General features: G+C 75.6%; 28 protein-coding genes. 12 read left to right on the top strand and 16 right to left on the bottom strand.

Going from position 1 to position 26,814, the window contains the following annotated elements; translation table 11 throughout:
• Positions 1-179: 179 nt before the first annotated feature.
• Both AC2TEW_RS17370 and AC2TEW_RS17365 read left to right on the top strand, forming a co-directional pair.
• Entirely contained in the window at positions 180-1,196 is a 1,017-nt protein-coding gene (locus AC2TEW_RS17370; protein WP_484624255.1) for an FUSC family protein, read from the top strand.
• A 214-nt stretch (positions 1,197-1,410) separates the two neighbouring features.
• Positions 1,411-2,613, top strand: coding sequence for an MFS transporter (locus AC2TEW_RS17365; protein ID WP_484624254.1), 1,203 nt, complete (start codon positions 1,411-1,413; stop codon positions 2,611-2,613).
• Positions 2,614-2,705: 92 nt separating this feature from the next.
• Here AC2TEW_RS17365 and AC2TEW_RS17360 read toward each other — a convergent pair whose 3' ends face one another.
• The 3 genes from AC2TEW_RS17360 to AC2TEW_RS17350 form a co-directional block, all read right to left on the bottom strand.
• Positions 2,706-3,140, bottom strand: coding sequence for a CBS domain-containing protein (locus AC2TEW_RS17360; RefSeq protein WP_033820525.1), 435 nt, complete (start codon positions 3,138-3,140; stop codon positions 2,706-2,708).
• Between the two features lie 134 nt (positions 3,141-3,274).
• Positions 3,275-3,583: an AzlD domain-containing protein gene (locus AC2TEW_RS17355; protein WP_484624253.1), complete on the bottom strand. Its 309-nt coding sequence runs from the start codon at positions 3,581-3,583 to the stop codon at positions 3,275-3,277.
• Positions 3,583-4,335, bottom strand: coding sequence for an AzlC family ABC transporter permease (locus tag AC2TEW_RS17350; protein ID WP_484624252.1), 753 nt, complete (start codon positions 4,333-4,335; stop codon positions 3,583-3,585). The genes AC2TEW_RS17355 and AC2TEW_RS17350 overlap by 1 nt, the downstream gene beginning before the upstream one ends.
• Before the next feature lie 65 nt (positions 4,336-4,400).
• Between AC2TEW_RS17350 and AC2TEW_RS17345 the strand changes: the two genes are divergently transcribed.
• Positions 4,401-4,982, top strand: a complete 582-nt coding sequence (locus tag AC2TEW_RS17345) for a helix-turn-helix domain-containing protein (RefSeq protein WP_051812443.1) — start codon at positions 4,401-4,403, stop codon at positions 4,980-4,982.
• Between the two features lie 24 nt (positions 4,983-5,006).
• On the opposite strand, the gene AC2TEW_RS17340 is transcribed toward AC2TEW_RS17345, so the two are convergent.
• The 3 genes from AC2TEW_RS17340 to AC2TEW_RS17330 form a co-directional block, all read right to left on the bottom strand.
• Positions 5,007-5,294, bottom strand: coding sequence for a ferredoxin (locus AC2TEW_RS17340; protein WP_484624251.1), 288 nt, complete (start codon positions 5,292-5,294; stop codon positions 5,007-5,009).
• On the bottom strand, positions 5,291-6,493 hold the full coding sequence (locus tag AC2TEW_RS17335; protein ID WP_484624250.1) for a cytochrome P450: 1,203 nt from the start codon (positions 6,491-6,493) through the stop codon (positions 5,291-5,293). Before AC2TEW_RS17335 ends, AC2TEW_RS17340 begins: the two co-directional genes overlap by 4 nt.
• Before the next feature lie 152 nt (positions 6,494-6,645).
• Entirely contained in the window at positions 6,646-8,073 is a 1,428-nt protein-coding gene (locus tag AC2TEW_RS17330; RefSeq protein WP_484624249.1) for a DUF2252 domain-containing protein, read from the bottom strand.
• Between the two features lie 142 nt (positions 8,074-8,215).
• Between AC2TEW_RS17330 and AC2TEW_RS17325 the strand changes: the two genes are divergently transcribed.
• Positions 8,216-8,617: a PPOX class F420-dependent oxidoreductase gene (locus tag AC2TEW_RS17325; RefSeq protein WP_484624248.1), complete on the top strand. Its 402-nt coding sequence runs from the start codon at positions 8,216-8,218 to the stop codon at positions 8,615-8,617.
• Positions 8,618-8,696: 79 nt separating this feature from the next.
• Here AC2TEW_RS17325 and AC2TEW_RS17320 read toward each other — a convergent pair whose 3' ends face one another.
• Both AC2TEW_RS17320 and AC2TEW_RS17315 read right to left on the bottom strand, forming a co-directional pair.
• Entirely contained in the window at positions 8,697-9,932 is a 1,236-nt protein-coding gene (locus AC2TEW_RS17320) for a VWA domain-containing protein (protein ID WP_484624247.1), read from the bottom strand.
• A 166-nt stretch (positions 9,933-10,098) separates the two neighbouring features.
• Positions 10,099-11,736: a M4 family metallopeptidase gene (locus tag AC2TEW_RS17315; RefSeq protein ID WP_484624246.1), complete on the bottom strand. Its 1,638-nt coding sequence runs from the start codon at positions 11,734-11,736 to the stop codon at positions 10,099-10,101.
• 242 nt (positions 11,737-11,978) lie between these two features.
• On the opposite strand from AC2TEW_RS17315, the gene AC2TEW_RS17310 reads away from it, so the two are divergent.
• Both AC2TEW_RS17310 and AC2TEW_RS17305 read left to right on the top strand, forming a co-directional pair.
• On the top strand, positions 11,979-12,164 hold the full coding sequence (locus AC2TEW_RS17310) for a hypothetical protein (RefSeq protein WP_484624245.1): 186 nt from the start codon (positions 11,979-11,981) through the stop codon (positions 12,162-12,164).
• A gap of 4 nt (positions 12,165-12,168) precedes the next feature.
• On the top strand, positions 12,169-12,807 hold the full coding sequence (locus AC2TEW_RS17305; RefSeq protein ID WP_484624244.1) for a hypothetical protein: 639 nt from the start codon (positions 12,169-12,171) through the stop codon (positions 12,805-12,807).
• Positions 12,808-12,933: 126 nt separating this feature from the next.
• On the opposite strand, the gene AC2TEW_RS17300 is transcribed toward AC2TEW_RS17305, so the two are convergent.
• Positions 12,934-13,254, bottom strand: coding sequence for a GYD domain-containing protein (locus AC2TEW_RS17300; RefSeq protein ID WP_484624243.1), 321 nt, complete (start codon positions 13,252-13,254; stop codon positions 12,934-12,936).
• A gap of 571 nt (positions 13,255-13,825) precedes the next feature.
• Between AC2TEW_RS17300 and AC2TEW_RS17295 the strand changes: the two genes are divergently transcribed.
• Positions 13,826-14,740: an ABC transporter substrate-binding protein gene (locus tag AC2TEW_RS17295; RefSeq protein WP_484624242.1), complete on the top strand. Its 915-nt coding sequence runs from the start codon at positions 13,826-13,828 to the stop codon at positions 14,738-14,740.
• A 79-nt stretch (positions 14,741-14,819) separates the two neighbouring features.
• Here AC2TEW_RS17295 and AC2TEW_RS17290 read toward each other — a convergent pair whose 3' ends face one another.
• On the bottom strand, positions 14,820-15,782 hold the full coding sequence (locus AC2TEW_RS17290; protein WP_484624241.1) for a helix-turn-helix transcriptional regulator: 963 nt from the start codon (positions 15,780-15,782) through the stop codon (positions 14,820-14,822).
• A 73-nt stretch (positions 15,783-15,855) separates the two neighbouring features.
• Between AC2TEW_RS17290 and AC2TEW_RS17285 the strand changes: the two genes are divergently transcribed.
• Positions 15,856-16,590 carry an SDR family NAD(P)-dependent oxidoreductase gene (locus AC2TEW_RS17285; protein WP_484624240.1) on the top strand — a complete coding sequence of 245 codons (735 nt, stop codon included), beginning with the start codon at positions 15,856-15,858 and terminating at the stop codon, positions 16,588-16,590.
• A 770-nt stretch (positions 16,591-17,360) separates the two neighbouring features.
• On the opposite strand, the gene AC2TEW_RS17280 is transcribed toward AC2TEW_RS17285, so the two are convergent.
• The gene (locus AC2TEW_RS17280) at positions 17,361-17,585 is read right to left on the bottom strand and encodes a hypothetical protein (protein ID WP_484624239.1); all 225 of its coding nucleotides are present in this window, start codon (positions 17,583-17,585) and stop codon (positions 17,361-17,363) included.
• Positions 17,586-17,821: 236 nt separating this feature from the next.
• Between AC2TEW_RS17280 and AC2TEW_RS17275 the strand changes: the two genes are divergently transcribed.
• On the top strand, positions 17,822-20,659 hold the full coding sequence (locus AC2TEW_RS17275; RefSeq protein WP_484624238.1) for an AfsR/SARP family transcriptional regulator: 2,838 nt from the start codon (positions 17,822-17,824) through the stop codon (positions 20,657-20,659).
• Between the two features lie 19 nt (positions 20,660-20,678).
• Here AC2TEW_RS17275 and AC2TEW_RS17270 read toward each other — a convergent pair whose 3' ends face one another.
• Both AC2TEW_RS17270 and AC2TEW_RS17265 read right to left on the bottom strand, forming a co-directional pair.
• The gene (locus AC2TEW_RS17270; RefSeq protein WP_484624237.1) at positions 20,679-21,131 is read right to left on the bottom strand and encodes a YchJ family protein; all 453 of its coding nucleotides are present in this window, start codon (positions 21,129-21,131) and stop codon (positions 20,679-20,681) included.
• Between the two features lie 46 nt (positions 21,132-21,177).
• Positions 21,178-21,819, bottom strand: a complete 642-nt coding sequence (locus AC2TEW_RS17265; protein WP_484624236.1) for a LysE family translocator — start codon at positions 21,817-21,819, stop codon at positions 21,178-21,180.
• Positions 21,820-21,896: 77 nt separating this feature from the next.
• On the opposite strand from AC2TEW_RS17265, the gene AC2TEW_RS17260 reads away from it, so the two are divergent.
• A complete protein-coding gene (locus AC2TEW_RS17260) occupies positions 21,897-22,526 on the top strand; it encodes a MarC family protein (protein WP_484624235.1) in 630 nt (209 codons plus the stop codon).
• A 62-nt stretch (positions 22,527-22,588) separates the two neighbouring features.
• Here AC2TEW_RS17260 and AC2TEW_RS17255 read toward each other — a convergent pair whose 3' ends face one another.
• The 3 genes from AC2TEW_RS17255 to AC2TEW_RS17245 all read right to left on the bottom strand — a co-directional run bounded on the left by AC2TEW_RS17255 (position 22,589) and on the right by AC2TEW_RS17245 (position 25,102).
• Positions 22,589-22,777: a hypothetical protein gene (locus AC2TEW_RS17255; RefSeq protein ID WP_149038469.1), complete on the bottom strand. Its 189-nt coding sequence runs from the start codon at positions 22,775-22,777 to the stop codon at positions 22,589-22,591.
• A gap of 119 nt (positions 22,778-22,896) precedes the next feature.
• The gene (locus tag AC2TEW_RS17250; protein ID WP_484624234.1) at positions 22,897-23,310 is read right to left on the bottom strand and encodes a cupin domain-containing protein; all 414 of its coding nucleotides are present in this window, start codon (positions 23,308-23,310) and stop codon (positions 22,897-22,899) included.
• Between the two features lie 127 nt (positions 23,311-23,437).
• The gene (locus AC2TEW_RS17245; RefSeq protein WP_484624233.1) at positions 23,438-25,102 is read right to left on the bottom strand and encodes a phospholipase D-like domain-containing protein; all 1,665 of its coding nucleotides are present in this window, start codon (positions 25,100-25,102) and stop codon (positions 23,438-23,440) included.
• Between the two features lie 416 nt (positions 25,103-25,518).
• On the opposite strand from AC2TEW_RS17245, the gene melC1 reads away from it, so the two are divergent.
• Entirely contained in the window at positions 25,519-25,929 is a 411-nt protein-coding gene (melC1, locus tag AC2TEW_RS17240) for an apotyrosinase chaperone MelC1 (RefSeq protein ID WP_484624232.1), read from the top strand.
• Positions 25,930-25,968: 39 nt separating this feature from the next.
• Complete coding sequence (gene melC2, locus AC2TEW_RS17235) at positions 25,969-26,796, top strand: tyrosinase MelC2 (RefSeq protein WP_484624231.1); 828 nt, start codon at positions 25,969-25,971, stop codon at positions 26,794-26,796.
• Positions 26,797-26,814: the final 18 nt, after the last annotated feature.

Here is a 26,814-nt window from a genome sequence, read left to right as displayed (position 1 = left end):
CACCCGGACCGAGGTGGCCGCGCTGGCCGCCCGGCTGGCCGCGGCGGCCGCCCTGTGCGAGGCGAGCGTCGCCCTGCTCTGGGAGGGCGAGCGGCTGCCGCAGCGGATCTCCACCGGCCCCCGGCGTCCTGCCGGCCCCGAACTCCGACACCCCGGCCCGGACCGCCTTCGACCGGGCCGTGCTGCAGGCCGGCCTGGTCTTCGCCGGCGCGCCCGCCCCCGACCGCCCGACCCCGCGCAGGGGACCACGCGGCATCCACCCGGCGGGCCCGGCGGGCCGCGAGTACGGCGCCCGGGTGGCCGTCTGCGTCACCGCCAGCACGGCCGCCGCCCTGCTGCTGCACACCGAGCACTGGTTCTGGCTGCCCGCCACCGCCGCGTTCCTGGTCAAACCCGACTTCGGGCCGCTGTTCTCGCGGGTCGTCAACCGCTTCGCCGGCACCGCCCTCGGGGTGCTGCTGTTCGCCGCACTGACCGCCGCCACCGCCCGGCCCTGGCTGCCGGTGGCGACCGTCGCCCTGGCCGGCGCCCTGCTGCCGCTCGCCGCCCGGCACTTCGCCCTGCAGACCGCTGCGGTCACCGTCACCGTGCTGGCTTTCGTCTCCGCCGCCGGCGACCGCCAGGCCGCCGTCTCCCGGCTCGCCGACACGGCACTGGCCTGCGCCATCGTCCTGCTCGCCGGCCACCTGCCGAGGCTCACCGACACCCGGGCCCGGGTCGGCCACCGCTCGGCGCAGGCGCTGCGCCGCACCCGCCGCTACCTCGACCACGTCCTGACCGGCGCCCCCGGCCCGCAGACCCGCACCGAGCTGCGCCGCTCCGCCTACCACTCGCTCGCCGAGGCCAGGACCGCCGCCGAGGGCGCCGCCGCGGAGCTCACCGCCGGGCCCGCCCTCGACTGGCTGAAGGTCACCGAGGGCGCCGAGCGGATCGCCGACGCCGCGACCGCCTGCGCCGTCCGGATCGAACACGGCTCCCCGCGGCCGGCCGGCCCGGCGGCCCGTCAGGTCACCGCGGCCCTCGACGCGCTGGCCGACGCCCTGGAGCACGGCGCCCGACACACCACCCCCGACACCACCCCCGACATCGCCCCCGACACCGTCCCCGGCCCGTCCCCCACCGGACCCGACTGCCGCACCCTGGACGACATCCTCACCGAACTCCACCGCATCCGGACCCTCGCCACCGCGGCCTGACCACCCCGCCCCCGGCCGTACGCCCTCCCCACGCCTTCCTCATGCCCTCCCCACTCGCTCCGTTCACCGACCGCCCGCCGCCCGCCGGGTAGACTGCCCGGCGGCGTCGCACCGGCCGACCACCCCTCAGACCGGCCGTACGCCCCCATCGGTGGTCACCGACGATCGCCCGTCACCTCGCACCGCCCACCGGGCGACCACTCGGAGCCCCCTCATGCCTCTGGCGCTCGTCGCCCTCGCCATCACCGCCTTCGCCATCGGCACGACCGAGTTCGCGGCCATGGGCCTGCTGCCGCAGGTCGCCGACGACCTGCGGGTGAGCATCCCGCAGGCCGGCTGGCTGATCTCGCTGTACGCGGTCGGGGTGGTGATCGGGGCGCCGCTGCTCACCGCGGCCTGCGCCCGGCTGCCCCGCAAGGCCGTACTGACCGGCCTGGCCGGGCTGTTCACGGCCGGGAACCTGCTCTGCGCCCTCGCGCCGAGCTTCCCGCTGCTGGCCGCCGCCCGGCTGGTCACCGGCCTGCCGCACGGCGCGTTCTTCGGCGCCGGCGCGGTCGCCGCCGCCGAGCTGGCCGCGCCGCACCTGCGCGCCCGCGCCGTCTCGGTGATGTTCTCCGGCCTCACCGTCGCCAACATCCTCGGCGTCCCGGCCGCCACCCTGCTCGGCCAGCACCTGGGCTGGCGGGCGGCGATGCTGGTGGTCGTCGCGATCGGTGCGCTCGGCGTCGCGGCCACCGCCCGGTTGGTCCCGCAGCTGCCCGCCCACCCGCAGGCCGGGCTGCGTGCCGAACTGTCGACGTTCCGCAGCGGCCAGCTGTGGGCGGCCCTGGCCACCGTGGTGTTCGGCTGCGCCGGGCTGTTCGCCTGCTACACCTACATCACGCCGACCCTGACCGAGGTGGCCGGCTTCGGCGAGGGCTCGGTGACCCTGGTGCTCGCCCTGTTCGGCGTCGGCATGACCCTGGGCAACGCGGTCGGCGGGTACGCCGCGGACCGGGCGCTGCGGCCGAGCATCTGCGCGGCCTTCCTGCTGATGGCCGCCTCGCTCGCGCTGTTCGCCGTCACCGCGCACGCCCGCTGGTCGGCGGCGGTGACGGTGGTCCTGATCGGGATGTTCGGCTTCGCGACCGTGCCCACGGTGCAGACCCTGGTGCTGCTCAAGGCCCGCCGGGCGCCGACGCTGGCCTCCGCCACCGTGCAGGGCGCCTTCAACCTGGCCAACGCCCAGGGCGCCTACCTCGGCGGGGTCGCGCTCGGCGCCGGCCTCGGCTGGACCTCGCCCACCCTGGTCGGCGCCGCCCTGGCCGCGCTCGGCTGCGTCATCGCGCTGGCCTCCTGGGCCGTGGACCGCCGCGGCCCGCGGCCGGCCGGCCCGGCCGAGTCGAACACGCCCGCTCCGGTACCGGCCGGGGTCTGACCCGGCCCCGGGCGCACGCACGCGGACGGCGTGGGAGCCGGTGCTCCCACGCCGTCCGGTACCGCCGGTGAGGTGCGGTCAGCGGTCCACGGTCAGTGGCTCAGGTAGATGCTGTCCATGAACTCGATGATCTGCCGGTCGGTCAGCAGGTTGCCGTCACGGTGGCCGCTGGCCAGGTCGGACTCGCTGATCATGCCGATCAGCTTGCCGTCGTCGATCACCGGGATGCGGCGGATCTGGTGCTGCTCCATCTTCTTCAGCACGGCCTCGATGTCGTCCTCGGCCCGTACGCAGTGCAGGTGCCCGGCCAGGTCCATGGCCTTCATCATCATCGGGTCCTTGCCCTCGGCGAGACATCGGACCACGATGTCGCGGTCGGTGATGATGCCTTTGAGCATCTTGTCCGGGCCGCAGATGGGCAGGGCACCGACGCCCATGTCGCGCATCATCTTGGCCGCGTCCATCAGGGTCTGGTCGGCGTCGATGCACTGGGCGCCGCGGTGCATGATGTCACGGGCTGTGATCACGGGAGGTCCTCTCCTCGGGCCGCACCGGAGTGCGGAGGGTCATGATGCGATCACCATATGTGCCCGTCCGGTTGATCGCTCGGGCTGGCCGCACCGCCCCCTCCCGAGGCCGTCGGCGCCGGTGGCGCGGCCGGTCAGGCGACCCCGGACAGCCGCAGCAGCGCGGTGGTCGCGGCAGCGGCGACCACCACCACGGGGAACGGCAGCCGGCGGACCGCCAGCACCGCCGCGACGGCGACCCCGGCCGGCCGGGCCCAGCCCGCGAAGCCGTGGCCCTCGGTGAGTGCGGCCGTGGCCAGCAGGGCGACCAGCAGGACGGGCGCGGCGAGGCCCAGCAGGTCCCGCAGGTGTTCGGGCAGGCGCAGCCGGTGGTGGAGGACGGGCCCGGCCAGCCGCAGCGCGTAGGTGCCGGCGGCGAGGGCGAGGACGGCGTACGGGAGCATCAGTGCGCCTCCTTGACGGGGTGGGCCGCGGGGGCGGGGTCCACGGCGGGGGCGGCCGCGTTCCGGGCGGCCGTGTCCCGGGTGGCGGCGCGGACGGCCGCCGGGAGCAGGCCGGCCAGCGCCAGCAGGACGGGCACCCCGGCGGGCAGGAACGGTGTGGCGGCCAGCGCCGCGGCGGCGCCCAGCAGCGCGGCGTCCCGGGTGCGGCGGTCGCCGAGGGCCGGCACCAGCAGGGCGAGCAGGACGGCGGGGAAGGCGGCGTCCAGGCCGAGCGCGGCGGTGTCGCCGATCGCCCCGCCGGCCAGCGCGCCGAGCACCACGGACAGGTTCCAGCAGACGAACAGGGCGAGGCCGCAGAGCCAGAACGCGGCCCGGCGGTGCCGGGGGTCCTGGTGGCGCAGGGCGAAGGCGGCGGACTCGTCGGTCAGCAGCTGGGCGCCGAACAGCCTGCGCCACCGGCCGCCCTGCAGGACGTCGCCGACGGCGAAGCCGAGCGGCAGCAGACGGGTGTTGAGCACCAGACCGGTGACGACGGCGGCCAGCGGCCCGCCGCCGGCCAGCAGGACACCGACCGCGGCGAACTGGGCGCCGCCGGCGAACACCAGGACCGACATCGCGACCGGTACCCACGCGGGCAGGCCGCCGGAGACGCTGATCGCGCCGAACGAGGCGCCGACCACGGCGTCGGCGAGGCAGACGAGGGCGATGTCGTGGAGTGTGCCACGGTCGAGCGTTCGCCATGATGAACTCATGTCCACTACAGTGAACGCCTCGCCGGGCGTTCGTCAAGCCGAACAAGTGGACTTCTGGAGCGAACATGGAGACTGCCCCGCCGGACGGGACCGAGCCGCGCCTCGACCTGATCGCGCTGATCGCGGCCGCGATCCGCCGCGAGCGCGGCCGGGCCGGCCTCTCCCTCACCGAACTGGCCAAGCGGGCCGGCATCGCCAAGTCCACGCTCTCCCAGCTGGAGTCCGGCGCCGGGAACCCCAGCGTGGAGACCCTGTGGGCGCTCGGTGTCGCGCTCGGCGTCCCGTTCAGCCGGCTGGTCGACCCGCCGCGTCCGGCCGTCCGGGTGATCCGGGTCGGCGAAGGGCCGGTCACCTACTCCGAGCGGGCCGACTACGCCGCCACCCTGCTGGCGTCCTGCCCGCCGAACGCCCGGCGCGACCTCTACCGGATCGAGGCCCAGCCCGGCGGCTCCCGGGTCTCCGACCCGCACATGCCCGGCACCGTCGAACACCTGGTGGTCGGCACCGGCCGGGCGCTGGTCGGACCCGTGCAGGAGCCGGTCGAGCTCGGCCCGGGCGACTACATCGCCTACCCGGGCGACGCGGTGCACGTCTTCGAGGCCCTCGAGCCCGGCACCACCGCGCTGATCGTGATGGAACACGTATGACCGGCGGCCCGCCGGGCCGGGTGGTCAGTACGCCGGGGCGACCTGCTCCCCGGTGGCCGGGCGCAGCACGGCGATCGCCTCCACCGGGCACATCTCGGCGGCCTCGGCCAGCTCCTCGGAGAGCGCGGTCGACGGCCGCCGGGCCAGCGCCCGCCCGTCGGCGCCGAGGGTGAGGTCGTCCGGGGCGGTGGCGGCGCACAGCCCGGTGCCGACGCACCGGTGCCGGTCGACCCTCACCACCAGGTCCCCGTCCACCAGGTCCCCGTCCGGCAGCTCCCCGCCCGGGCCGCCGGTGGCGTCCGCCGCGTTCACCAGGCGACCTCCAGGGTCTGCGGGCTGCGGGTCAGCAGGCCCTGGCGCCAGTCGATCGCCTCGGCCGGCGCGGTCAGCCGCAGCCCGGGCAGCCGGCGGGCCAGCGAGTGCAGGGCGAGCTCCAGCTCCATCCTGGCCAGCCAGGCGCCCAGGCAGTGGTGCGGGCCGGCGCCGAAGGTCAGGCTCGGCGTGCCGACCGGGGCGAACAGGTCGACGGGTCCCGCCGGGTAGACGGCCGGGTCGTGGTTGGCCGCGGCCGAGTCGGCCGCCACCACCGCGCCGGCCGGGATGGTCACCCCGCCGATCTCCACCTCCGCCAGGGTGCGGCGCAGCATCCCGGGGAAGGTGGTGGAGTCGCCGAGCGGAACGGTCCGCAGCAGCTGCTCGGTCGCGGCGGTGGCGGCCTGCGGGTCGGCGCCGATCCGCGCCCAGGCCGCCCGGTCCTCGCCGAGCAGGTAGACCAGCGCGTTGCCGAGCGTGGTCATGGTGGTCTCGTGCCCGGCCACCACCAGCCCGCAGACCAGCGAGGTCAGCTGCTCCTCGGTCACCCCGCCGGTCTGGTCGGCGGCCTGCACCAGGCTGGAGACCAGGTCGTCGCCGGGCTCCTTGCGGCGGGCGGTCACCAGCTGGAAGCCGAAGTGCCCGAACTCCCGCATCGCGGTGCCGATCTGCTCGGCGGTGTACGCGGTGGCGGACAGCGCATGGTCGCTCCACCGGCCGAGCCGCTCGGGGTCGAGGCCGTCCAGGTCCATCAGCCGGCTGATCACGGCGACCGGCAGCGGCCGGCTGTACGAGCCGATGATCTCGGCGGGGGAGCCGGCGTCCTCCAGCCGGTCGATCAGCTCCTCGACCACCGAGGCGACCCAGGGCCGCCAGCGGGCGATGGCGCGCGGGGTGAAGGCCCGCTGGACGGTCCGGCGCACCCGCTGGTGCTCGGGGCCGTCGCTGTTCAGCATCGAGTCCGGGTCGTCGAGGATGTTCGGGATCAGGGTGATCGGCGGCGCGTCCGGCGCGTACAGCGGCGCGCGGCCGATCCGCGGATCGGTGAGCACCTGGCGGACGTCGGCGTGCCGGGTGCACACCCACACCGGGGTGCCGGTGGGCAGGACGGCCAGCCGGGGCGGACCCGGTTCGGCGTGGCGCAGGCAGTGCAGCGGAACGAGCGGCGCGTCGGGTGCCGGGCGTTGCTCGGTGGTCATCCGTCCTCCTGGCGGTCGGCCGTGCCGGGCTGCGGGGGCAGCCCGCGTCTCGACCGTACGGGCGCCGGGCCCGGGCGGACAGCACGAGAACCGGCCATCGGGAGGCCGTACTGGCGCGAACCAAGGCCTCCCGACGGCAGATTGACCATCCGTCAGACGTCGAACTCGGCCCGCAGCCGGCCCGCCCGGATCGCCGCCACCAGCTCCGCGTGGTCGGCCTCGCTGCGGTCGGCGTAGGCGACCGCGAAGGCGGCGACCGCCTGCTCCAGCTCGTCGCCCTTGCCCGCGTACCCGGCGATGACCGCGGCCTCGGCGGTGTGCGCGTGCGCGCGGGCCAGCAGCGCGCCGGTCAGCCGGCCGTAGTCGTCCAGCAGCGCCGGCTGCAGCGCGGCCGGGTCGACACTGCCCTTGCGGTTGCGGAACTGCCGCACCTGGTACGGCAGTCCGTCGACCGTGGTCCAGCCCATCAGGACGTCGCTGACCACCTGCATCCGCTTCTGGCCGAGCACCACCCGCCGGCCCTCGTGCCCGGCCGGTCCGGGCACCGCGAACCCGGCCCGGGCCAGCGGCGCCAGCAGCACCGAGGCCCTGGCCTCCTTGACCTGCAGCACCAGCGGCTCCTCGCGCCGGTCGGTCAGCAGCACCACGTACGAGCGGGTCCCGACGCTGCCGGTGCCCACGATCCGGAACGCCACGTCCTGCACGCTGTAGCGGGCCAGCAGCGGGTGCAGCTCCTCCGGCACGGTCGCCAGGTAGCCGTCCAGCGCGCCCGCGACCGAGGCCGCCTGCGCCCGGCTCACCTCGCTGAGCACCGGCGGGGCGGCGGTGAACCGCCAGCGGCCGTCCTCACCGCGGACGGTGGACTTCGCGGCGAACCGCGCGCTGGTGTTGCGCAGCGCCTTCGCGGACACCCCGTCCAGCACCTCGCGCAGCTCGTGGGCGTCGGTGAAGGTCACCAACTGCTCGTCGGGGACGGCGTTCCAGGCGTCCACCGCGGGCATCTTGGCCAGCCGCCGCATGGTCCGCCGGTAGGAGGAGGCGGCGTCGGCGGCGGCCTGCCGGCACACCTGCTCGCCCGCGCCGGCCTGCCGGCCCGCCAGCACCAGGCTGGCCGCCAGCCGCTTGAGGTCCCACTCCCAGGGGCCGGGCGCGGTCTCGTCGAAGTCGTTGATGTCCATCACCAGGTGGCCCCGGGCATCGCCGTACACGCCGAAGTTGGCCGCGTGCGCGTCGCCGCACAGCTGGGCCACCACCCCGGACGCCGGGGTGGCCGCCAGGTCGTGCGCCATCAGCCCGGCGGAACCGCGCAGGAACGCGAACGGCGAGGCCGCCATCCGGCCGATCCTTATCGGCACCAGCTCGGACAGCCGGCCCACATTTGCCTGCTCCACCGCCGCCACCACGCTCGGCCGGTCCGCCGGCAGCCGGAACGCGGCGTGCGACTCCCGCGGCGTCTTGTCCCGCAGCGACCGCCCGCGCTCCTTGGCGCTGCCCTGCGGCGGCCACTGCGCGAACCCGGCCCCGCGACCCTGCTCCGCCCCCGCCGCCGACGGCCCGCCGCCCGTTCTGTCCTGATCCATCCCCACCACCGGACTCCGTTCCGCTTCCATGCCCTGAGCTGACGTTCCCGCAGGCCCGCCGGTTCCTGCAGCGACGAACCGTACCGTCCGCCCGGCCCCCGCTCCCACCGGGCCCGCCCGCCGGTGTGGCAGCATGCCACGTATGGCTCACGACATCGGCGCCCTCGGCGAGGACTACCTCGCCTTCTGGCGCGAACGGCTGCTGTGCACCCTGACCACGCTGCGCCCCGACGGCACGCCGCACGTGGTCCCGGTCGGCGCCACCTTCGACCCGGCCACCGGGATCGCCCGGGTGATCACCAACCGGGCCAGCCGCAAGGCCGCCCACGTCCGGGCGGCGGGCGAGGGCGGCCTGCGGGTGGCGCTGTGCCAGGTGGACTGGGCGCGCTGGGCCACCCTGGAAGGCGTCGCGGTGGTCCGCGAGGACCCGGACGCGGTGGCGGAGGGCGTACGGCGCTACGCCGAGCGGTACCGGGAACCGCGGGTCAACCCGGACCGCGTGGTGATCGAGATCACCGTGGACCGGGCGCTGGGCCGGGTCTGACCCCTCCGCGCGGGCGCCGGCGTCAGCGCACGGTGCCGGCAACAGCGCACGGTGCCGGCGTCAGCGCACGGTGCCGGCGTCAGCGCACGATGCCGGCCGCACGGGCGGCGCGGAGCCAGCCCGGGAACTCCTGCACCAATCCGTCGAACACCTGCGGGCCGGAGTGCAGCCGCGGCTGCCGGCCGACGCAGAAGAAGCCCGTGTTGTCGACCACCCGCCCGCCGAGCGTGTCCAGGCTCCGCAGGAAGCGCAGCTGCCGGCTGTGGCCGAAGCCGACGAACTGCCAGAAGATCGGCAACGAGCTGGCGCCGCGCAGCACTTCACGGGTCTGCCGGCGGTCGAACGGCTCTCCGTCGGTCTGGAAGATGACGAAGGCGGGGTCGCTCGCGCCGCTGTGCAGGTAGTGGTCGATCACCGCCCGCATCGCCGGGGCGAACCGGGTCCCGCCCCACTGCAGCCGCTCGTGCAGCAGGCCGATCCGACCCCGGTGGTCGTCGAGCGAGAGGTCGGCGACCAGCAGGACGTCGTCGGCGAAGAACACCACGGGGACGGTGCCGTCGTCGTCCAGGTTGGCGGACAGACCGAGCGCCTGCTCGGCGAGGTGCTGCATGCTGCCGTTGTCGTAGTGCCACCCCATGCTCGCGGAGTGGTCGAGCACCAGGTACACGGCCGCCCGCAGCGGCCCGAGCCCGGCCTTGGCGAGCGAGACACCGGCCTCCTTGTACAGGCCGACCAGGCCGGGCGCGGTCCGCTCGACCTTCTCCAGGCTGATCGCCGGCACGGCTGCCGGGGTGGCGGCCGCCGGTACCGCGGCCGGTACCGCGGCCGGGACCGCCGCCGGGGCGGGGGAGTCGTCGACCTCGATGCCGAAGGCGTCCGCCAGGCCCCGCGGCCCCGAGCTCCAGCCCTGGCCGACCGCCCGGACCTTCCAGCCGTCGCCGCGCCGGTACAGCTCGACCAGGACGACGCAGGTCTCCCCGTCGGTCAGTGCGGGCAGCGGGAACTCCACCCGGCCCGTACCGCTCTCCACCACCGCGGCGAGCGCCGCACCCGGGGCGAAGCCGGCGACCGCGACCACGATCCGCACCACGGCGGCCGGCAGCAGCGCGAGGTCCGCGGTCACCACCCGGCCGGCCACCGCCACGCCGTCCTGGGCCGGGTGGCGGTGGAACACCAGGTCGTGGTCGCCGCGGACCCGGCCGTCGGCGCCCAGCAGGACCACGAACACCTCCGGGTCCCGCCCGGCGGTGAGGGTCACCCGGCAGTGGGTGGCGGGCAGCGGGGCGTTGGCGCCCTTGGCGAGGACGACGGTCATCCGGCACCTCCTGGGAGGGGACTGCTGAGGCACAGCATTGTCCTCACCCTCAGGGCCCGCGGGGTGCGATTGCCGGATCATCCGTCCGCGCGGGCCACCGGCCCGACCGGGGTCGCCCTCCCCGGGTCCGGCTGCCGGCCGGACCCGGACAGGGCTCCACCGTCGCTCAGTTGACCGCCACCGCGGACCAGGCGCCCGCCACGGCCGTGTACTCGGCGCTGCCCGCGCCGTACAGGTCGGTGGCCGCCTTGAGGGTGGCGGTCCGGGCGCCCGCGTAGTTGGTGGTGGAGGTCATGTAGGTGGTCAGCGCCCGGTACCAGATCTTGCCGAGCTTGTCCCGGCCGATGCCGGTGACGGCGGCACCGTTGCAGGTCGGGCTGTTGTAGCCGACGCCGCCGATGACCTTGGCGCCGCTGCCCTCGGCCAGCAGGTAGGCGAAGTGGTTGGCCACGCCCGAGGAGTAGTGCACGTCCAGCCCGCCGACGCTCGAACTCCAGCAGTCCGCGGACTTGGTGTCCTTGGACGGCTGGTCCATGAACCGCAGCGCGGGCTTGCCGAAGCCGGGCTTCACGATCTCCTCGCCGATCAGGTAGTCGCCCGGGTCGGCGGGGTTGGCCGCGTACCACTCGACCAGGGTGCCCATGATGTCGGAGGTGGCCTCGTTGAGGCCGCCGGACTCACCGGAGTAGTTGAGCTTGGCGGTCCGCGAGGTGACGCCGTGCGACATCTCGTGCCCGGCCACGTCCAGCGCCACCAGCGGGCCGAACACCGACCCGTCACCGTCGCCGTACGTCATGCAGAAGCAACTGTCCTGCCAGAAGGCGTTGTTGTAGTTGCTGCCGTAGTGCACCCGGTTGTACGAGCCCTTGCCGTCACCGCCGATCCCGGTGCGGCCGTGCACGTTCTTGTAGTAGTCCCAGGTGGTGTTGGTGCCGTACTGGGCGTCCACCGCCGCGCTGGCCCGGTCGGCGGTGGTGCCGGTGCCCCAGTGGTTGTCGGCGTCGGTGAACAGGGTGGCCGGGGCGCGCACGATGCAGATCGAACCGATGCACAGATCGGTCTTGTTGGCCGCGTCACCGGTGTAGGTGTTGCCCCGGGAGGGGTCCTTCAGCTGGTAGCTGCCGCCGGACGGGGTGGTCTCCAGCGGCACCGTGCCGCCGTAGAGGGAGGCGCCGTCGCCGGCCGCCGTCTCCAGGCCGTCCCAGTCGGCGATCAGCCGGCCGGTGGTGGCGTCGGTGAGGACCGTACGGGCGACCGGGTTGCCGAGGTAGTCCTGCCCCGCGACGGTGGTCTGCCAGGCGAGCCGGGGCGCGCCGTGCCCGGCGTCGACCACCAACTGCGGTGCGGCTCCCGGCTGGAGGGTGGTCCGGCCGTCGGCCGCCAGCAGCGCCCGGCCGGCCTGCGCGGCGGCGGCGTCGGCGCCGACCGCCGGGGTGGTGCTGCGCACCGCGAGCGGCGCGGCGGTGGCCCGGTCGGCGCCCCGGTACGCGCCGCCCGGCGCGAGGTGGACGACCAGGTCGCCGCCGAGCACCGGCAGGCCGGCGAAGGTGCGGTCGTAGCGGACGTGCTGGCTGCCGTCCGGGTCGATCAGGACGTCCCGGACGCTGTGCGACTGCCGGTCCGTGACGCCGAGTTCGGCCGCGTGGGTGCTCAGGGCCGCCTCGGCGCGGGCGACGGCGGTGCCCCGGTCCGGCCGCCCGGCCGGACCATCGGCGGGCGCGGCCTGGGCGGTGGCGGCGAGCAGGGTGCCCGCGGCGAGGGCGACGGCGGTGGCGAGGGCGGTGGTGCGGATCCTGGTGCGCATCGGGGCTCCTCGGGTGCGTGGGGGAGTCCGGGTGCGGGAGCGGCTGGGCGCTCCGGCCCCGGAGGGCGTGGCGCTGGACCTGGGGCGCGCAGCGCCGGAACGGCTCCGGCGGGCGGCGACCGAACGCTTGACGAGGTGTTGGACAAATTTTTTACATGTCCAGGACAGGATCCGTCCAGGGTGCATTCAGCTTTCGCCCCGCCCGCCGGTCACCACCCCGCCCGACGTGCCAGGATCACGCCGTGCCGAAGAACCGCCCCCGACCCGCCACCCTCGCCGAGATCGCCGCCGCCCTCCCGGCGCACCGGGCGCCGGACGGCGAGGACCGGCCGCAGCAGGACCTCGCCGAGTCCGTCGACGCCGTGACCGTCGGCCACGGCCCCGGGCCGAATTCGGGTGCGCCCCCGCACGGCAGCGGTGTTGGATGAGCGGATGACCGACGACGCCCCCGAAGGCCCCCACGCCCCCGATGGCCGGCAGGCGCTCGACCGCCTGCACGCCGCCGTCCGCCGCACCCGGGAACTCACCGCCGGCCGCGCCGCCACCGGCCTCACCCACGACGACGCCGACGACACCGCCGGGACCTTCGCCACCGACGGCGCCCTCGGTTTCGACCCCCTCCCGCTGCTCACCGCGCTGCACCGGGCCGGTGCCCGGGCCGTGGTGATCGGCCAGGTGGCCGGCATCCTGCACGGCTCGGCCGAACTGACCGGCGACCTCGACCTGCTCTGGGACGGCACCCCCACCCAGGCGCCCGCCCTGGCCGCGGCGTTCGCCGCCGTCGGCGCCCGGCTGACCGGAGAGGACGGCACACCGCTCGAACCCGGCCCGGCCGCCTTCGCCGAGCGGAAACTCGACTTCGCCGCCCCCACCGCCGGCGGCGACTGCTGTACCCCCGCGCTCCCCTGGGGCGGCCTGCCGGTGGAGGAGTTCCTGGCCCGCGCGGTGACCGCCACCGCCCCCGACGGAACCGAGGTCCACTACCTGCGCCGGGAGGACCTGATCCGGATGCGCCGGGCGATCGGCCGCCCCAAGGACCTGCGCCGCGCGGCGGAGCTGGAAGCGCTCTGACGGTACGCCGGCACCCGGTGCGGCACCCGGCTCTGCACCTGGCCCGGCACCCAGCCCGTCAGTCGCCCGCTGGGCCCGCTGCGCCCGAGCCGTCCGATGCGGCGGCCGTCGGGCGCGCCCGGACCGTCAGGCGCCCGGCGCCCGGAAGTCGACGGTCAGCCGGGCGGCGGCGTCGATCTGCTCCGGGGTGAGCAACTGCACCACGCTGGACTGCAGCGCGCCGCTCGCCCGGACCGTCATCGAAATGGCCGCCATCGACTCCTCGTCCGGCAGCTCGATCACGCAGTACAGGTCCGTCTCGCCGAAGGAGAAGGCCAGCCACTCCAGCGTGCCGCCGCACGAGGCGACCACCCTGCGCACCGCCTCCACCCGGCCGGTGCCGCCGTCGGAGAGCAGCCCCTCGGCGCCCTGTGCGGTGTAGCCGGCCCGGACCAGGTACTTCGGCATCTCGGTCTCCCGTCCTGCGAAGCGCCGCGGGCGCGGCGACCTCTCCACGATCCGGCAGCGCGCGCCGCACCGCCCACCGCAAGCCCCCCGAACGGCGCAGACCGGCACGCGGACCGGGACGAGGACCGGCACGAGGACCGGCACGAGGACCGGCACGAGGACCGGCACGAGGACCGGCACGAGGACCGCCACGCGGGCGGGCACCGGCGGACCACGGCGCACGCCGGTCCGTGGCATCCCACCCACCGCCCGGCCGCGCGCGCCCGGCGGCTTGTGGGTCCCGACAGTTCCCGCCACCGGGTGCCATCACCCACAGTGGGCCCGACGGACCGCAGGCCGAGCGACTTGCCCCGGTTCCGGACGGTTCGCCCACCCCGCCGGTGGGCCCGCCCGGACCCAGTGCGAGGATCAGGGCTCCGTCCCCGCCGATGACGGACCTCCGCCGACCGGCCGACTGCCCATCCCCGCAGCGGCCCCCCGGGCAGCGGACGAGGCCCGCGCTGCCCATCCCAGCAGCCCCGGCGGCGAGACCACCCCCACCTTCTTCCCTCCCTCAGGAAGCGGCACCACCATGCTCGACGTCTCCCGTACCCCGTCACGCCTGCTCGCCGCCCTCGGCGCCGGCGGCCTGCTGCTGACCGGCTGCGCCTCCGCCGACACCGGCCCCGACACCAGCCCGAACGGCCTGCGGGCCCGGCTGCCCGAACAGCTCAGAAAGGCCGGGGTCCTGCGGATCGCCTCCGACCTCAACTACGCACCGGTCGACTTCAAGGGCACCGACGGCAGCCCTGCCGGACTCGACCCCGAACTCGCCACCGCGCTCGGCAAGTACCTCGGCCTGCGGGTCCAGTTCGTCGACATGCCGTTCGACAAGGTGATCCCCGCGGTCCAGGCCAAGGAGGCCGACCTGGCGATGTCGGCCGTCATCGACACCCGCCAGCGGCAGAACGGCACCGACGAGTACGGCCGCCAGACCAACCCCGGCGTCGACTTCATCGACTACTTCATGACCGGCACCTCGATCCTGGTGAAGGCCGGCAACCCGCTGAACATCGTCAACCTCGACAGCCTGTGCGGCCGCACCGTCGCCGTCCAGCGCGGCACCATCCAGGACGAACTCGCCCAGCGGCAGACCGCCGCCTGCGCCAAGCTCGCCAAGCCGCTGCAGATCCACGCCCTCGACACCGACGACAAGGCGCTCGCCGAGGTCGCCGCCGGGACCGCCGCCGCCGACCTCAACGACTACCCGGTCGCCGAGTACAACACCAAGTCCCCCGACCGCGGCGGCAAGTTCCAGCTGGCCGGCGGCTACCTCCAGCCCGGCCCGTACGGCATCACGCTCAACAAGGAGAGCACCGGGCTGCAGTACGCCCTCGCCAAGGCACTGGACCAGCTGATCCGCAACGGCGACTACGACAAGCTGCTCGCCAAGTGGAACGTCCAGTCCGGCGCCGTCACCAGCGCCGTCGTCAACGGCGGCCTGTAGCCGCCGACCCGGACGGGCGCCCCGGCAACCGCGCGGCAGGACCGCGGGTCACCCGGGGCGCCCCGTCCGCGCCCCCGGCTCAGGACCGTCCCGGACCGCCGGGCCCGGGACCGCGCCCGGCAGCCGCGGCGGGCGCCGCCGACCCGCCGCCCGCCCGGAAACCGGACGGCGAGCAGCCGTACTCCCGCCGGAACCGGCGCGTCAGATGGGCATGGTCGGTGAACCCGGCCGCCGCCGCGACCTCCGCCAGCGGAAGGGCGGTACGGGAGATCAGCTGAGCGGCCACCGCCAGCCGCACCGACAGCAGCTCGGCCTGGAACGCCGTCCCCTCGGCGGCCAGTTCGCGCTGCAGGGTGCGCGGCGAGCACCCCAGCCGCTCGGCTGCCCCGGACAGCCGCCAGGGCGCGGCCGGGTCCCGGGCGATCCACCCGCGGACCGCCGTCAGCGGCGGCAGCGGCGTACCGGCCGGGCCACCGCCCCAGGAGAGCCGCCAGCCACCCGGCCGGACCGGCGACCGCCCCCAGGCCGCCGACGGCGGCAGCAGCGAACCGTCGGCGGCCACCAGCCGGAGCTGCGGCGCCCGGCCGACCAGCGCCGCCGTGCCCGCGGCGTAGAGCGCGCCGACGAACAGCGACTCGGCGGGCTGCGGCGGGCGGCCCAGCCGCTCCTGGTGCCGGAACGTCAGCCCGCCGCCGTCGGCCACCACCCGGGTGCGGTGCCCGACGTGGAACCACGGCTCCACCAGGGCCGACCAGCCCGCCAGCCGGTGCACATCGGTGGTGGCCGTTAGCGCGGCCAGCGGGGCCGGCGGGTCGGCCAGCAGCAGGTCCGCCGCCTCGGTCAGCGCCGCCGGGCCGAAGCCGTACAGCGCCGCCACCTGCCGGGCGTGCAGCCGCTCCGGCACCGGCGCCCCGCGCTCCAGCAGACCGGCCGTCGTGGCACAGAACGCGGCACGCCCACCGCGGCGCTCCAGCACCCGCAGCACGGCCTCGGCCATCGCGGGGTGGACACTGCGGGCCTGGTCGGCGGGGTCTCTCGGCATGACGCGATGGTACGGGCGCGACATGGCGCGATCGTACAAGCCGACCGGTGACCGGCCCGCCAGCATGGGGGCCGTGAAACTCGACGCACAGCGCACCCTGATCACCGGCGGCACCAGCGGAGTCGGCCGGGCCCTCGCCACCGCCCTGACGGCACACGGCGCGAAGGTCGCCGTCTGCGGCCGCCGCGCCGACCCCGCCCGCACCGACGTGGTCGAACTGCGGGCGGACCTCGCCCGCCCCGGCGAGGCCGCCCGGGTGGTCGAGCAGGCCGCCGCCCGGCTCGGCGGGCTCGACCTGGTCATCGCCAACGCGGGCGTCCAGTACCCGAGTCCGCTCACCGGCGGACCCCAGCCCGAACTGCTGGCCCGGGTCCGCGAGGAGATCGAGGTCAACCTCGCCTCGGTGGCCGAACTGGCCGCCGCCAGCTGGCCGCACCTGGCCGCCGGCGAGCGAACCGCCTTCGTGGCGATCGGCTCCGGCCTCGGGTACGCGCCCAAGCGCAGCGCACCGGTCTACTGCGCCACCAAGGCCGGCCTGCGGATCCTGGTCGAGGCGCTGCGCCACCAGGCCGCCGCCGCGACCCCGGGGGTCCAGGTGCAGGAGGTGGTGCTGCCGCTGGTCGACACCGCGATGACCGCAGGCCGTGAGGGCCCGGCCCGCAAGCTCACCCCCGAACAGGCCGCCGACGCGATCCTGGCGGGCATCCGGCGCGGCCGCCCGGTCGTCCCGGTCGGCGCCACCCGCCCGCTGCTCGCCCTGCTCCGGGTCGCCCCGGGCCTCGGACGCCGCATCCTGCGCAACGGCTGAACCCGGCCGGGCTCCCGGCCCGGCCCGGCGCAGCACCGCGGCGTCGGCCGCCGGTGTCCCGGTCCCCGGTCGCCGCAGGCCGCGCACGACGGAACCGTGAAGGCACAGCACCGCGACCACGGCGGCCGCGTGGCGGCGGTCCGGTCCCGCCCGGGCCCGGGCGGCCGGCCGCGACGGCACCCGGGCCGCCCGGCCGGACCGCTCCCGGTGCCGCGTCGGACGACCTTCGGTCCGTCGACGTCGACGGCGATGTCCAAGGCCGCCCGATGCGGTGCCACGGCCCGTCCGGTGGACGGCGCCGGATCGGCGTGCGGCGCCGGGCGCCCGCCCGGACAGGCGCCCGAGCCGGGCCCGGACCGGATGTACCTGGGCGATCCGGCGGTGTGTCCGGCCGGGGGAGGACGACCGGGGGCCGCCTCCCGGCAAGGTCCGCCGGGCAGGCCCCGGCGCCGTTTCGGGCAGCCTTCGCCCCGTCACGACGCCCGGCACGCACTCCCGCCGCACCGGCCGCAGGCCCCAGTACGTCCACTACGAGGACTTCCGCCCGGCACGCCGGGACCACCGGACGCCGCGCCTCGACGGGCGGCAAAGGCTGCCCGACGCGGCCGAGGGCCTGTCCGGCGGACCTTGCGGGCGTCCTACGACGGATCACCCCGTCCGGACGCACGCCCGGATCACCCGAGCGCGTCCGGTCCGGGCCCGGCCCTGGCACACGCCCCGGACGGGCGCCGACGGCGCACGTCGATCCGGCAATGTCCGCCGGGAAGGCCCTAGTTGAGGCCCTTGTTCCAGGTCGACACGTGGGTGTTGCCCGGGACCGGCGGGGCTTCGCCGTCCGCCCGGACGGCTGCGTGGCCGGCCCCGGCGGGCTCCGCCACGGCCGCGCCGGCCGTACCCGCGAGGGCGATCAGCAGCACCGCACCGACCGCCCGGACGGCCCGGGCCGCGGGACGGCCGGCCGACGGCGGGACGGCGGCGGGGGTCACGGGGTTCATGGCGAGTTCCTCTCTGCAGGCGGCCGGGTGCGGGGAACCGGCCGGGCGGGTGCGGTCCGGCTGCTCGGCGCGGACGGCGGACGCATTGTCACCCCGCACGATTGCCGTCCGATGGGCGTCCGGTTGCCCCGCCGGCCGGACCCCGCGGAACCCGTCCCGGGGAGCGTCCGGGGCCCGCCCGCCCGGCTGGGATAATCACCGGGAACTGTCCTTCGACCATGGCGGGTGGGTGGCCGATGCCGGATCCGGCGGACGACGACCTGCGGTTCGCGGTCCTCGGCCCGGTACGGGCCTGGCACGCGCGCGAACCACTGCCGGCCGGCCGGCCGCAGCAGCAGGTCGTCCTCGCGGCGCTGCTGCTCGATCCCGGCCGTCCGGTCGGCCTCGACGCGCTGCTGCACGCGGTCTGGGGCGAGGACCTGCCCCAGGCGGCCGTGGCCACCCTGCGCGGCTACGTCTCCAAGCTCCGCCGCTCCCTCGGCACCCCCGGCGGCACCGCGGGCCCGCTGGTCTGGTCCGGTGGCGGCTACCTGCTGCGTGTCCCGCCGCGGAACGTGGACTGCGTCCGGTTCGAGGGGCTGGTGCGGGAGGCCGCGCAGGCCCGGGCCGCGGGCCGGCCGGAGCGGGCCGAGGCGCTGCTGGCCGAGGCGCTGGCGCTGCCCGCCGGGGTCCCGCTGGCCGGGCTGCCGGGCCGCTACGCCGAGCGCCAGCGGGAGCGGCTGACCGACCGGATCGTCGACGCCGAGCAGCAGCGGGCCGAACTCGGCCTGGAGCTCGGACGGCCCGCGGAACTGGTCGCCGCGCTGGCCGAACTCACCGCCGAGCACCCGCTGCGCGAGCGGCTTCGGGAGCTGCTGATGCTGGCCCTCTACCGGTCCGGCCGGCAGGCCGAGGCGCTCGCCGTCTTCCACGACGTCCGGCGGCAGCTGGACCGGGAGCTGGGCATCGCACCCGGACCCGCCCTCGGCCGGCTGTACGAGCGGATCCTGCGGGCCGACCCCTCGCTCGCCGGTCCGTCCTCCCCGGCCCCGGCGACCCCGGCTCCCGCCGCCCCGGCCGGACCCGCCGACCCCACCGCCCCGCCCGAGCGGCCCGCCCCACCCCGGACCCTGCCGCGACCGCTGGAGGGCTTCGTCGAACGCCGCCAGGAGTGGGCCCGGCTTGACGGGCTCGCCGAGCGCGGCACCCCCGGCCTCGCGGTGGTCGCGGGCCCGGCCGGCAGCGGCAAGACCACCCTGGTGGTCCGCTGGGCGCACGCGGCCGCCGACCGCTTCCCGGACGGGCAGCTCTACGGCGACCTCCAGGGATTCGCCCCGCAGGGACCGGCCGAACCCGGCGACGTCCTGCACGCCTTCCTGCGCGCGCTCGGCGTCCCGGACACCCTGGTACCCGCCGACACCGCCGCCCGCGCCGCACTCTTCCGGGACCAGCTGCGCGAGCGGCGGCTGCTGGTGGTGCTCGACAACGTGGCCCGGCCGGCCGACGCCGAACCGTTCCTGCCGGACTCCGGCGCCACCATGACGGTCGTTTGCAGCCGCGACGCGCTGCACGAACTGGTCGTCACCCGGGAGGCCGCCTTCCACCCCGTCGGGGTGTTCACCACCACGACCGCGCACGAACTGCTCCGGCTGCGCCTCGGCGACCGCCGGGCCCTGGAGGACACCCGGGCCGCCCGCCGGCTGGCCGAGCTCTGCGACCACCTGCCGCTGGCCCTCGCCATCGCGCTCGCCCGGCTGGTGGCCAGGCCCGCCTGGTCGGTCGCGGACCTGGTCGGCGAGCTGGAGGACGAACAGGTCCGGCTGGCCGCGCTGGGCGGACCGGGCCGGCTCGGCGTCGAACGGGAGCTCGGGCTGAGCCGGCGTCACCTGCCCGCACCCGCCTCCCGGCTGCTGCCGCTGCTCGCCCTGCACCCCGGCGCGGAGGTCGACGCCTACGCCGCCGCCGCCCTGCTCGACGGCACCCCGGGCGCCGCCCGCGGCGCCCTGGCGGCGCTGGCCGGCCTGCACCTGGTGGACGAGGCCGGGCCGGGCCGCTACCGGGCCCACGACCTGGTCCGCCTGTACTGCCGCCGGCTGCTCGCGGAGGAGGTCGGCGCGGACGACCGCGCCCGCGCCACCGTCCGGCTGCTGGACCACTACCTCGCCGCGACCGCGGCCGCGGTCGGCCGGATCCGGGCCTGGCACCGGCTGCACCACCCGGCCGTCCCGGCCGCCGTACCGTCGTTCGACGGCCCGGCCGCGGTGCACGCCTGGTTCCGCCGGGAGGAACCCGCCATCCGGCAGCTGGTGACGGCCGCCGGGGAGCACGGGGAGCAGTACGAGCGGGCCTGCCGGCTGGTGGAGAACGCGGGCTTCCTCTACAACGACGTCGGGCTGTTCCGCCCCTGGGAGGAGGTCGCCCGCCGGGCCCTGGCCGCCGCCGAAGCGGCGGGCGACGCCGAGCGCTGGCCGCACCTGCACTCCAACCACAGCCTCGCACTGGCCTGGCTGGGCCGGTTCGACGAGGCGCTCGGCCGGTCCGAACGGGCCAGCGAACTGGCCGAACCCGCCGACCGGGCGATGCTGCTCCACCGCTTCCGGGCGCTGCGCTCCAGCGTCCTGGTCCGCGCCGGGCGCCCGGCCGAGGCGATCCCGGACTCCGAGGCGATCGTGGCGGCCGCCCGCGAGGGCGGCGACCCGCGGCTGCTGGCGCAGGCGCTGAACAACCTGGCCAACGCCTGGGCCAAGTCCGGCGAGCCGGCCACCGCCCTGCCGTACGTCGAGGAGTCGATGGGCCTGCTGGCCGGCCGTAGCTCGGACCCCTACCTGGTGGTCTCCACCAAGACCTACGCGCAGGTGCTGCACCGGCTCGGCCGCTACGACGAGGCGATCGACCGGATCCACCAGCTCCGCGCCCTCGGACGCGAACAGGGCAGCGCCCACGTCGAGTTCGACTTCGCCGAGTTCATGGGGACGGTGCTGGACGAGCGCGGGCAGCGCGAACCGGCGACCGCGCACTGGCGCCGGGCGCTGGAGCTCGCGACCGAGCAGGGCCGCCCGGCCGAACGGCTGCGGGCCCGGCTGGCGGCGGACTGACCACCACCGGGCCGCTCGCTCAGTCCTCCGGCAGCGCGTCCAGGTACACCCAGCGGCCCTCATGGCGCCGGAACCGGCTGTTCTCCTCCATCGCGCCCGCCCGGCCGCCGTCGGTGAAGTGCGCCCGGAACGCCACCGTGCCCTCGCTGTGGAACGCCCCGCCGTCGGTGCTCCCGAGGACCTCCAGCCGCACCCACTTCATCCGCGGCTCGAAGTCGACGGCCGGCGGGCGGGTCCGCGGGTCCCAGCTGCGCAGCAGGTACGCCTCGTCGCGGACCGCGAAGGCGCTGAACCGCGAGCGCATCAGCTGCTCCGCCGTCACCGCCTCGGCCCGGCCCGCGTGCAGCCGCCCGCAGCACTCCCCGTACGCGGCCGGAAGCCCGCACGGGCACGGCGAGACATCGGTCACGGGCCCCCGGGCGGGGCGGGCGGGACGGGCGGACTGCGGGCGCTTGGCGGGACGTCGACTCATGCCCACCATTGTCGCGGACGCGGCGGGCCGCCCGTCGCGGGCGGGGTCAGCCCTCCAGGGCGAGCCGCAGGCCGAACGCGGCGATCACGGTGCCGGTGACCCGGTCGAGCAGCCGGCGCGCCGACGGCCGCCTGAGCCAGCCGCTCAGCGCCCGGGCGCAGCCGACCAGCACCGCCGACCAGACCAGCCCGAGCAGGATGTGGACGCAGGTGAGCAGCACGCCGGTGGTGAAGTGCGGTGCGCCCGCCGGGATGAACTGCGGCAGGACGGCGACGTAGAACACGCCCACCTTCGGGTTGAGCAGGTTGGTCAGGGTGCCCTGCCGCCAGCCGCCGCCGACGCTGTCGCGGCCGGCCGACAGCTCCGCCTCGGTGGCCGGTGCGCCCAGCGGGCCACGCCGCCAGGTCTCCAGCAGCATCCGCGCCCCCATCCACAGCAGGTACCCGGCACCGGCCCAGCGCAGCGCCTCGTACGCGAGGTGGGAGGCGGTCAGCAGGGCGGTGACGCCGAGTGAGGTGAGGGTGCCCCAGAGCAGGGTGCCGGTCTGGATGCCGAGCACCACGCCCCAGGCCCGCCGGCGGCGGCCGAGTGCCGAGGTCCGCAGGATCAGCGCGGTGTCCAGACCGGGGGTGAGGGTGAGGAGTCCGACGACCAGTGCGAAGGACCACAGTGCCGTGCCGAGTTCCATGGGCCGCAAGCCTAGCGCCGTCGGCCCGGCCGTGTCGCAGCGCGGCGGGCGGCGGGCTCCCGGGCGAGGATGGGCCGGTGTCCCCCTTCAACCTGAGCTCCGCGTTCATCACCTTCTTCGCGGTGGTCGGCCCGCCGAAGGTGCTGCTGGCCTTCGCCCACGTGGCCCGTAACCGCACCGGTCAGGAACTGATCCGGGTCGCGACCGTCAGCTCGGCGATCGCCGCGGTGCTCGGTATCGCGATGGCCTACCTGTCGGACTTCCTCACCGACTTCTTCCACATCGGCGACGAGTCGCTCAAGCTGGCGGGCGGCCTGATCTTCACCGTCTACGCGATCGCCCTGGTGCTCGGCATCCACCTCGGCAGTGACCTCGACGAGGGCACCCTGGTCAACCCGTTGGCCGAGGGGGTGCGGGAGCTGCTGCTGCCGTTCGTGGCGAGCCCGCTGGCGATGACGGCCGTCCTGGTCGAGACCCGGGGCGAGGACAGCCTCGGCTGGAACACCACCATCGCGGTCGCCTACACGGCGGTGGTCGCGATCGACCTGCTGGCCGTCGTCGCCCTGGCGCCGGTGCTCCGCCGCACCCACCAGACCTCGCTGGAGGTGCTCTCGCGGCTGCTCGGGCTGCTGCTGGCCGCCGTGGGGGTGGAGCTGTTCCTGTCCGGACTGGCGGGGCTCGGGGTTCCGACCAGCGGATCGCACTGACCCCGTGGTCCGGCTGGTTCGGGGTGGCCCGTCGGAGGACGGCGGGCCACCGGGCCGGCGGGTCAGTTCACCGAGCGGGTGATCACATCGTCGTACGCCCCGTCGTCGAGCAGGCCGGTGTCCGCATCGCCCGCCGCGGCGCCGAGGACCTCGTCCACGGGGCCGTCGGGGGAGCCGGTCCGGTCGCTCACCCGGAGGTGCTGACCGTGTGTATACGTCTTGATCTCGCTGGGGCCGGTGTCAGGTGTCATGAAACCCATGCTGCCGCCGCAGGCTCGAACTGTGCTGGTCCCAGGCCGGATACTCCGCCGTCCGGGTGTATCCGGGGTACGGCGGACGGGCTACCGCGGGCTCCCTGCCGGGCGGCGGATCAGCCGAAGGTGGGCGTCCACGGCCCCTGCTCCGGGCGGGCCTCGGGGGTGTCCTGCGGCCACGGCGGCATGGTGACGGCGACGATCCGCAGCGGGCCCGCGGCGGTGGGCTCCGCGCGGAACTGGAACGCGGTCCCCAGCGGGATCGAGACCGCCGTGCCCGGCCGCAGCTCCACGATGCTCTGAGTGCCGTCCTGGCTCCGCCACAGCCGGCCGGCGCCCTCGGTGACGTACCAGAGCTCCTGGACGGTGGCGTGCGAGACGGCCCGGGTGACCGCACCCGGGGGCAGGTCGAACCGGGCGAAGCTGCCCAGCCCGTCGAGGGCCAGCAGCGGGAGGACGGTGGCGCCGTCCGGGGCGGAAATCGGCGGGACCTCGGCGGCGGCGACGGTGCGGTAGGGCTCGTGCGGCAAGCGGATCACTCCTCGGGGGATCGGCCCTGTCCGGTCCGGCCCGCGGGCCGGACCGGACAGGGGTCACTCAGGGATGGTGCCACTCAGGGACGGTGCCGGTCGTGCATGGTGCCGGTCGGGGGCGGCGTCAGGACGGGCAGAGGCCCTTGCTCCAGTCGACCGTCGCCGCGGCCTGCGAGTACTGCCACTCCGGGGCGAGCAGGTCGCGGTCCAGCTGGGCGGCGGCGGTGGGGTCCTCGACGATGTAGCCGAAATCCTGCAGCCAGGCCGGGTAGAGGTTCTTCGAGCCGATGTAGAACGCCGAGCCGTCCACCGAGACCAGCTTGTGGTGCAGCGCGTACGGGTGGCCGTCCGCCCAGGTGGCGCTCGGGGCGGCGCGGAACGAGGCCAGCTGGAGGTTCTGGCACATCACGGCCTTGGCCTTGGGCGCGTCGCCGCCGTTGAGCACGGTGAGCCGGGCCTGCAGGGTGTCGCTCACCTCGGCCAGCGACTTGATCTGCGAGTAGCCGCCGCTGCCGACGGCGCCCCGGTTGGCCGGGTCGCTGACCACGATCCGGACCTTCACCCCGGCGGCGAGGCGTCCCGCCAGCAGGTCGTACAGGCGCACGTCGTAGCGCGGCAGCGGCGGGCAGGTGCCGTTGACGTCCTGCTGGGAGATCTCGAGGTGGCTGCCGGCGCCGGCGATCAGCGCGCGCAGCGCGTTCTCCTCCGGGTTGACGGTCTCGTAGTCACGGTCGGCGTTGGTGTTGTCGTGCAGGTTGACCGGGCCGCACCTGGTGTCGGCGGCGGTGGCCGAGGTGGGGCGGTACGCGGAGGACGGGTCCTTGTCCTTGATGCCGACGCCCAGGCCGCCGACGGCTATCACCGGCACGCCGCCGGTGGCGGGGGCGGGCGCCGGGTTGAGGTCCCGCTCCAGGGAGGGCCGGCAGGCGGCGCCGCCGGTGGAGGCGAACCAGGCGTTGGAGAACACGCCGGTGTGCTGGCAGGCCCAGCCCCAGAGGGTGTCCAGGTAGCGGCCGGCCGAGCCGGCGGCCGGGCCGGTCAGGGCGAGGTCGACGTCGGTGACGGGGTGGGCGGTGTCGAGGTAGTCGTCCTTCCACCCGTTGATGCCGCCGGTGATGACGGTGCGTCCGTCCACCACGACCAGCTTGGAGTGGTTCCAGGAGAACGCCGTGCGGGAGGTGGTCATCGACGCCAGGGTGAGGGTGACCGAACCGGCCGCGTCGCCGAGCCGGGAGACCAGCTCGTCGCGGTAGCCCGAGGGAAGCACGTTGACGTTGTAGAGCGGCGCGGCGCCGACCAGGATCCGGACCTGGAGGTGGTTGCCCGCCGCGACCGAGGCCTTCAGCCCGGCGACCAGGGCGTCCTCGAAGCCGCCGTTGGGGAACGGCGCGAGGGTGGAGATGTCGACGGTGCGGGTGGCCGCGGAGATGTCCGAGGTCATCCGGTCGAGCAGCTTGCGGGTCCCGGCCCGGTCCGTACAGGTGGCGTCGCCCCAGCAGCCGGGGGTCTGCAGCAGCCAGCCGGCCGGGTCGCCGGCCGGGGTGGTGAAGCTGTTGCCCGCGGTGCGCTGCCAGACCGAGTCCTCGAGCCCGGGGGAGACCTGACGCAGGGTCTGCTCGACGGCGTCCAGGTGCGGGGTCGCGGAGGCTCCGGGGGCGGCCGCGGGGGCGGTGGGTGCGGCGGCGAGCGCGGGCGCGGCGGACAGGCCGGACAGGAGCAGGGAGGCGGCGGTGGCGGCCGTGGCGGAGCGGGCGAGGCGGCCGGGACGGCGGGGCCGGTGACGGAGCACGTACGGATCCTTCAAAAGATGGCGGGCGGTTTACCCGGGGGACGGCCTGAGATTACCGGAAAGTAATATGACGTCCGATCAGGCCACCGCTATGCGCCAACCTTGCGCAGGTGAACCAGGCCACAGGATCCCGATCGGGCAAAAGATCTTGCTGCTGAGGTGATCATCCGAAGGAGGATATTCATATTCTCCGCATGGATCGCCGCAGAATCCGCGATTCCTGGACTGATACAAGATGCAACATCTGCGGTGGGATGTCCGGAAAGCCCGTCCTCCGACCGACCCCCGCCGATCGGCCGTTCCGGCGCCCCGGGCGATCTTGCAAGCATGGGTGGGCAGGCAGGGCTCGAACGCCACCCGACCGGTGGCCGCTCGCCCGCCGACCACCCACCCACCACCCAGAGGGGGAATCCGGCATGCCCGAAAACGGCCACGCCGCCACCGAACTGACCCGCCGGCGGATGCTCCAGGGCGCCGGCGTCGCGCTCACCGCGGCCGTCGGCGCCATCGTCCTCGGCGCCACCGGCCCGGCCGACAGCCCGGCCGCTGCCGCCGACCCCGGCGCGGGCGACCGCTTCGACGAGCACTACCGGGGCCGTCGCATCACCGGCGCCCCGACCGCCGGCGCGGCCGGCGCCGGCCACCACCACGACACCGGCTACGCCGTCCAGATCGACGGCCGCGAACTGCACATGATGCGCAACGCCGACGGCACCTGGATCAGCGTCATCAACCACTACCAGACCCACCCGACCCCGCGGGCCCTCGCCCGCGCCGCCGTCGACGACCTGCAGGGCGCCGAACTCGCCCCGCTCGCCCTGGTCTGACCTCGGACCCCACCACCCTGGCCCGACCGGAGGACCACCATGGCAGTACGCAAGAACCAGTCGACCCTGACCGCCGCCGAGAAGCGCGCCTTCGTCGACGCGGTGCTGGAGCTCAAGCGGCTCGGCCGCTACGACGCCTACGTCAGCACCCACAACCAGTTCATCATCTCCGACACCGACCGGGGCGAGCGCACCGGCCACCGCTCGCCGTCCTTCCTGCCCTGGCACCGGCGCTTCCTGCTCCAGTTCGAGCAGGACCTGCAGAGCGTCAACCCGGCCGTCACCCTGCCCTACTGGGACTGGACCGCCGACCGCACCACCACGGCGAGCCTGTGGGGCAACGACCTGATGGGCGGCAACGGCCGCGCCCGCGACGGCCAGGTCACCACCGGCCCGTTCGCCGGCGGCACCGGCCGCTGGACGCTCGGCGTGCGCCCCGACACCCGCGACTACCTGCGCCGCTCGCTGGGCACCGGCGTCGCCCAACTCCCCACCCGCGCCGACGTGGAGTCGGTGCTCGCCGTCGCCACCTACGACGCCGCCCCCTGGAACAGCTCCTCGGACGGCTTCCGCAACCAGCTCGAGGGCTGGCGCGGCGTCAACCTGCACAACCGGGTGCACGTCTGGGTCGGCGGCATGATGAGCACCGGCATGTCGCCCAACGACCCGGTGTTCTGGCTGCACCACTGCTTCATCGACAAGCTGTGGGCCGAGTGGCAGCGCCGCCACCCCACCCAGAGCTACCTGCCCGCCGGCAACACCCCGGACGTGATCGACCTCAACGACACCATGAAGCCGTGGAACGACACCACCCCGGCCGACATGCTCGACCACACCCGCCACTACACCTACGACAGCACCTTCTAGCCGGACCGGACCGGACCG

The organism is Kitasatospora sp. NEAU-CNBT7 (genome assembly GCF_057220535.1).
The sequence above is the reverse complement of the archived record's forward strand: the minus strand, read 5'-3'. Positions and strand labels throughout refer to the sequence as shown.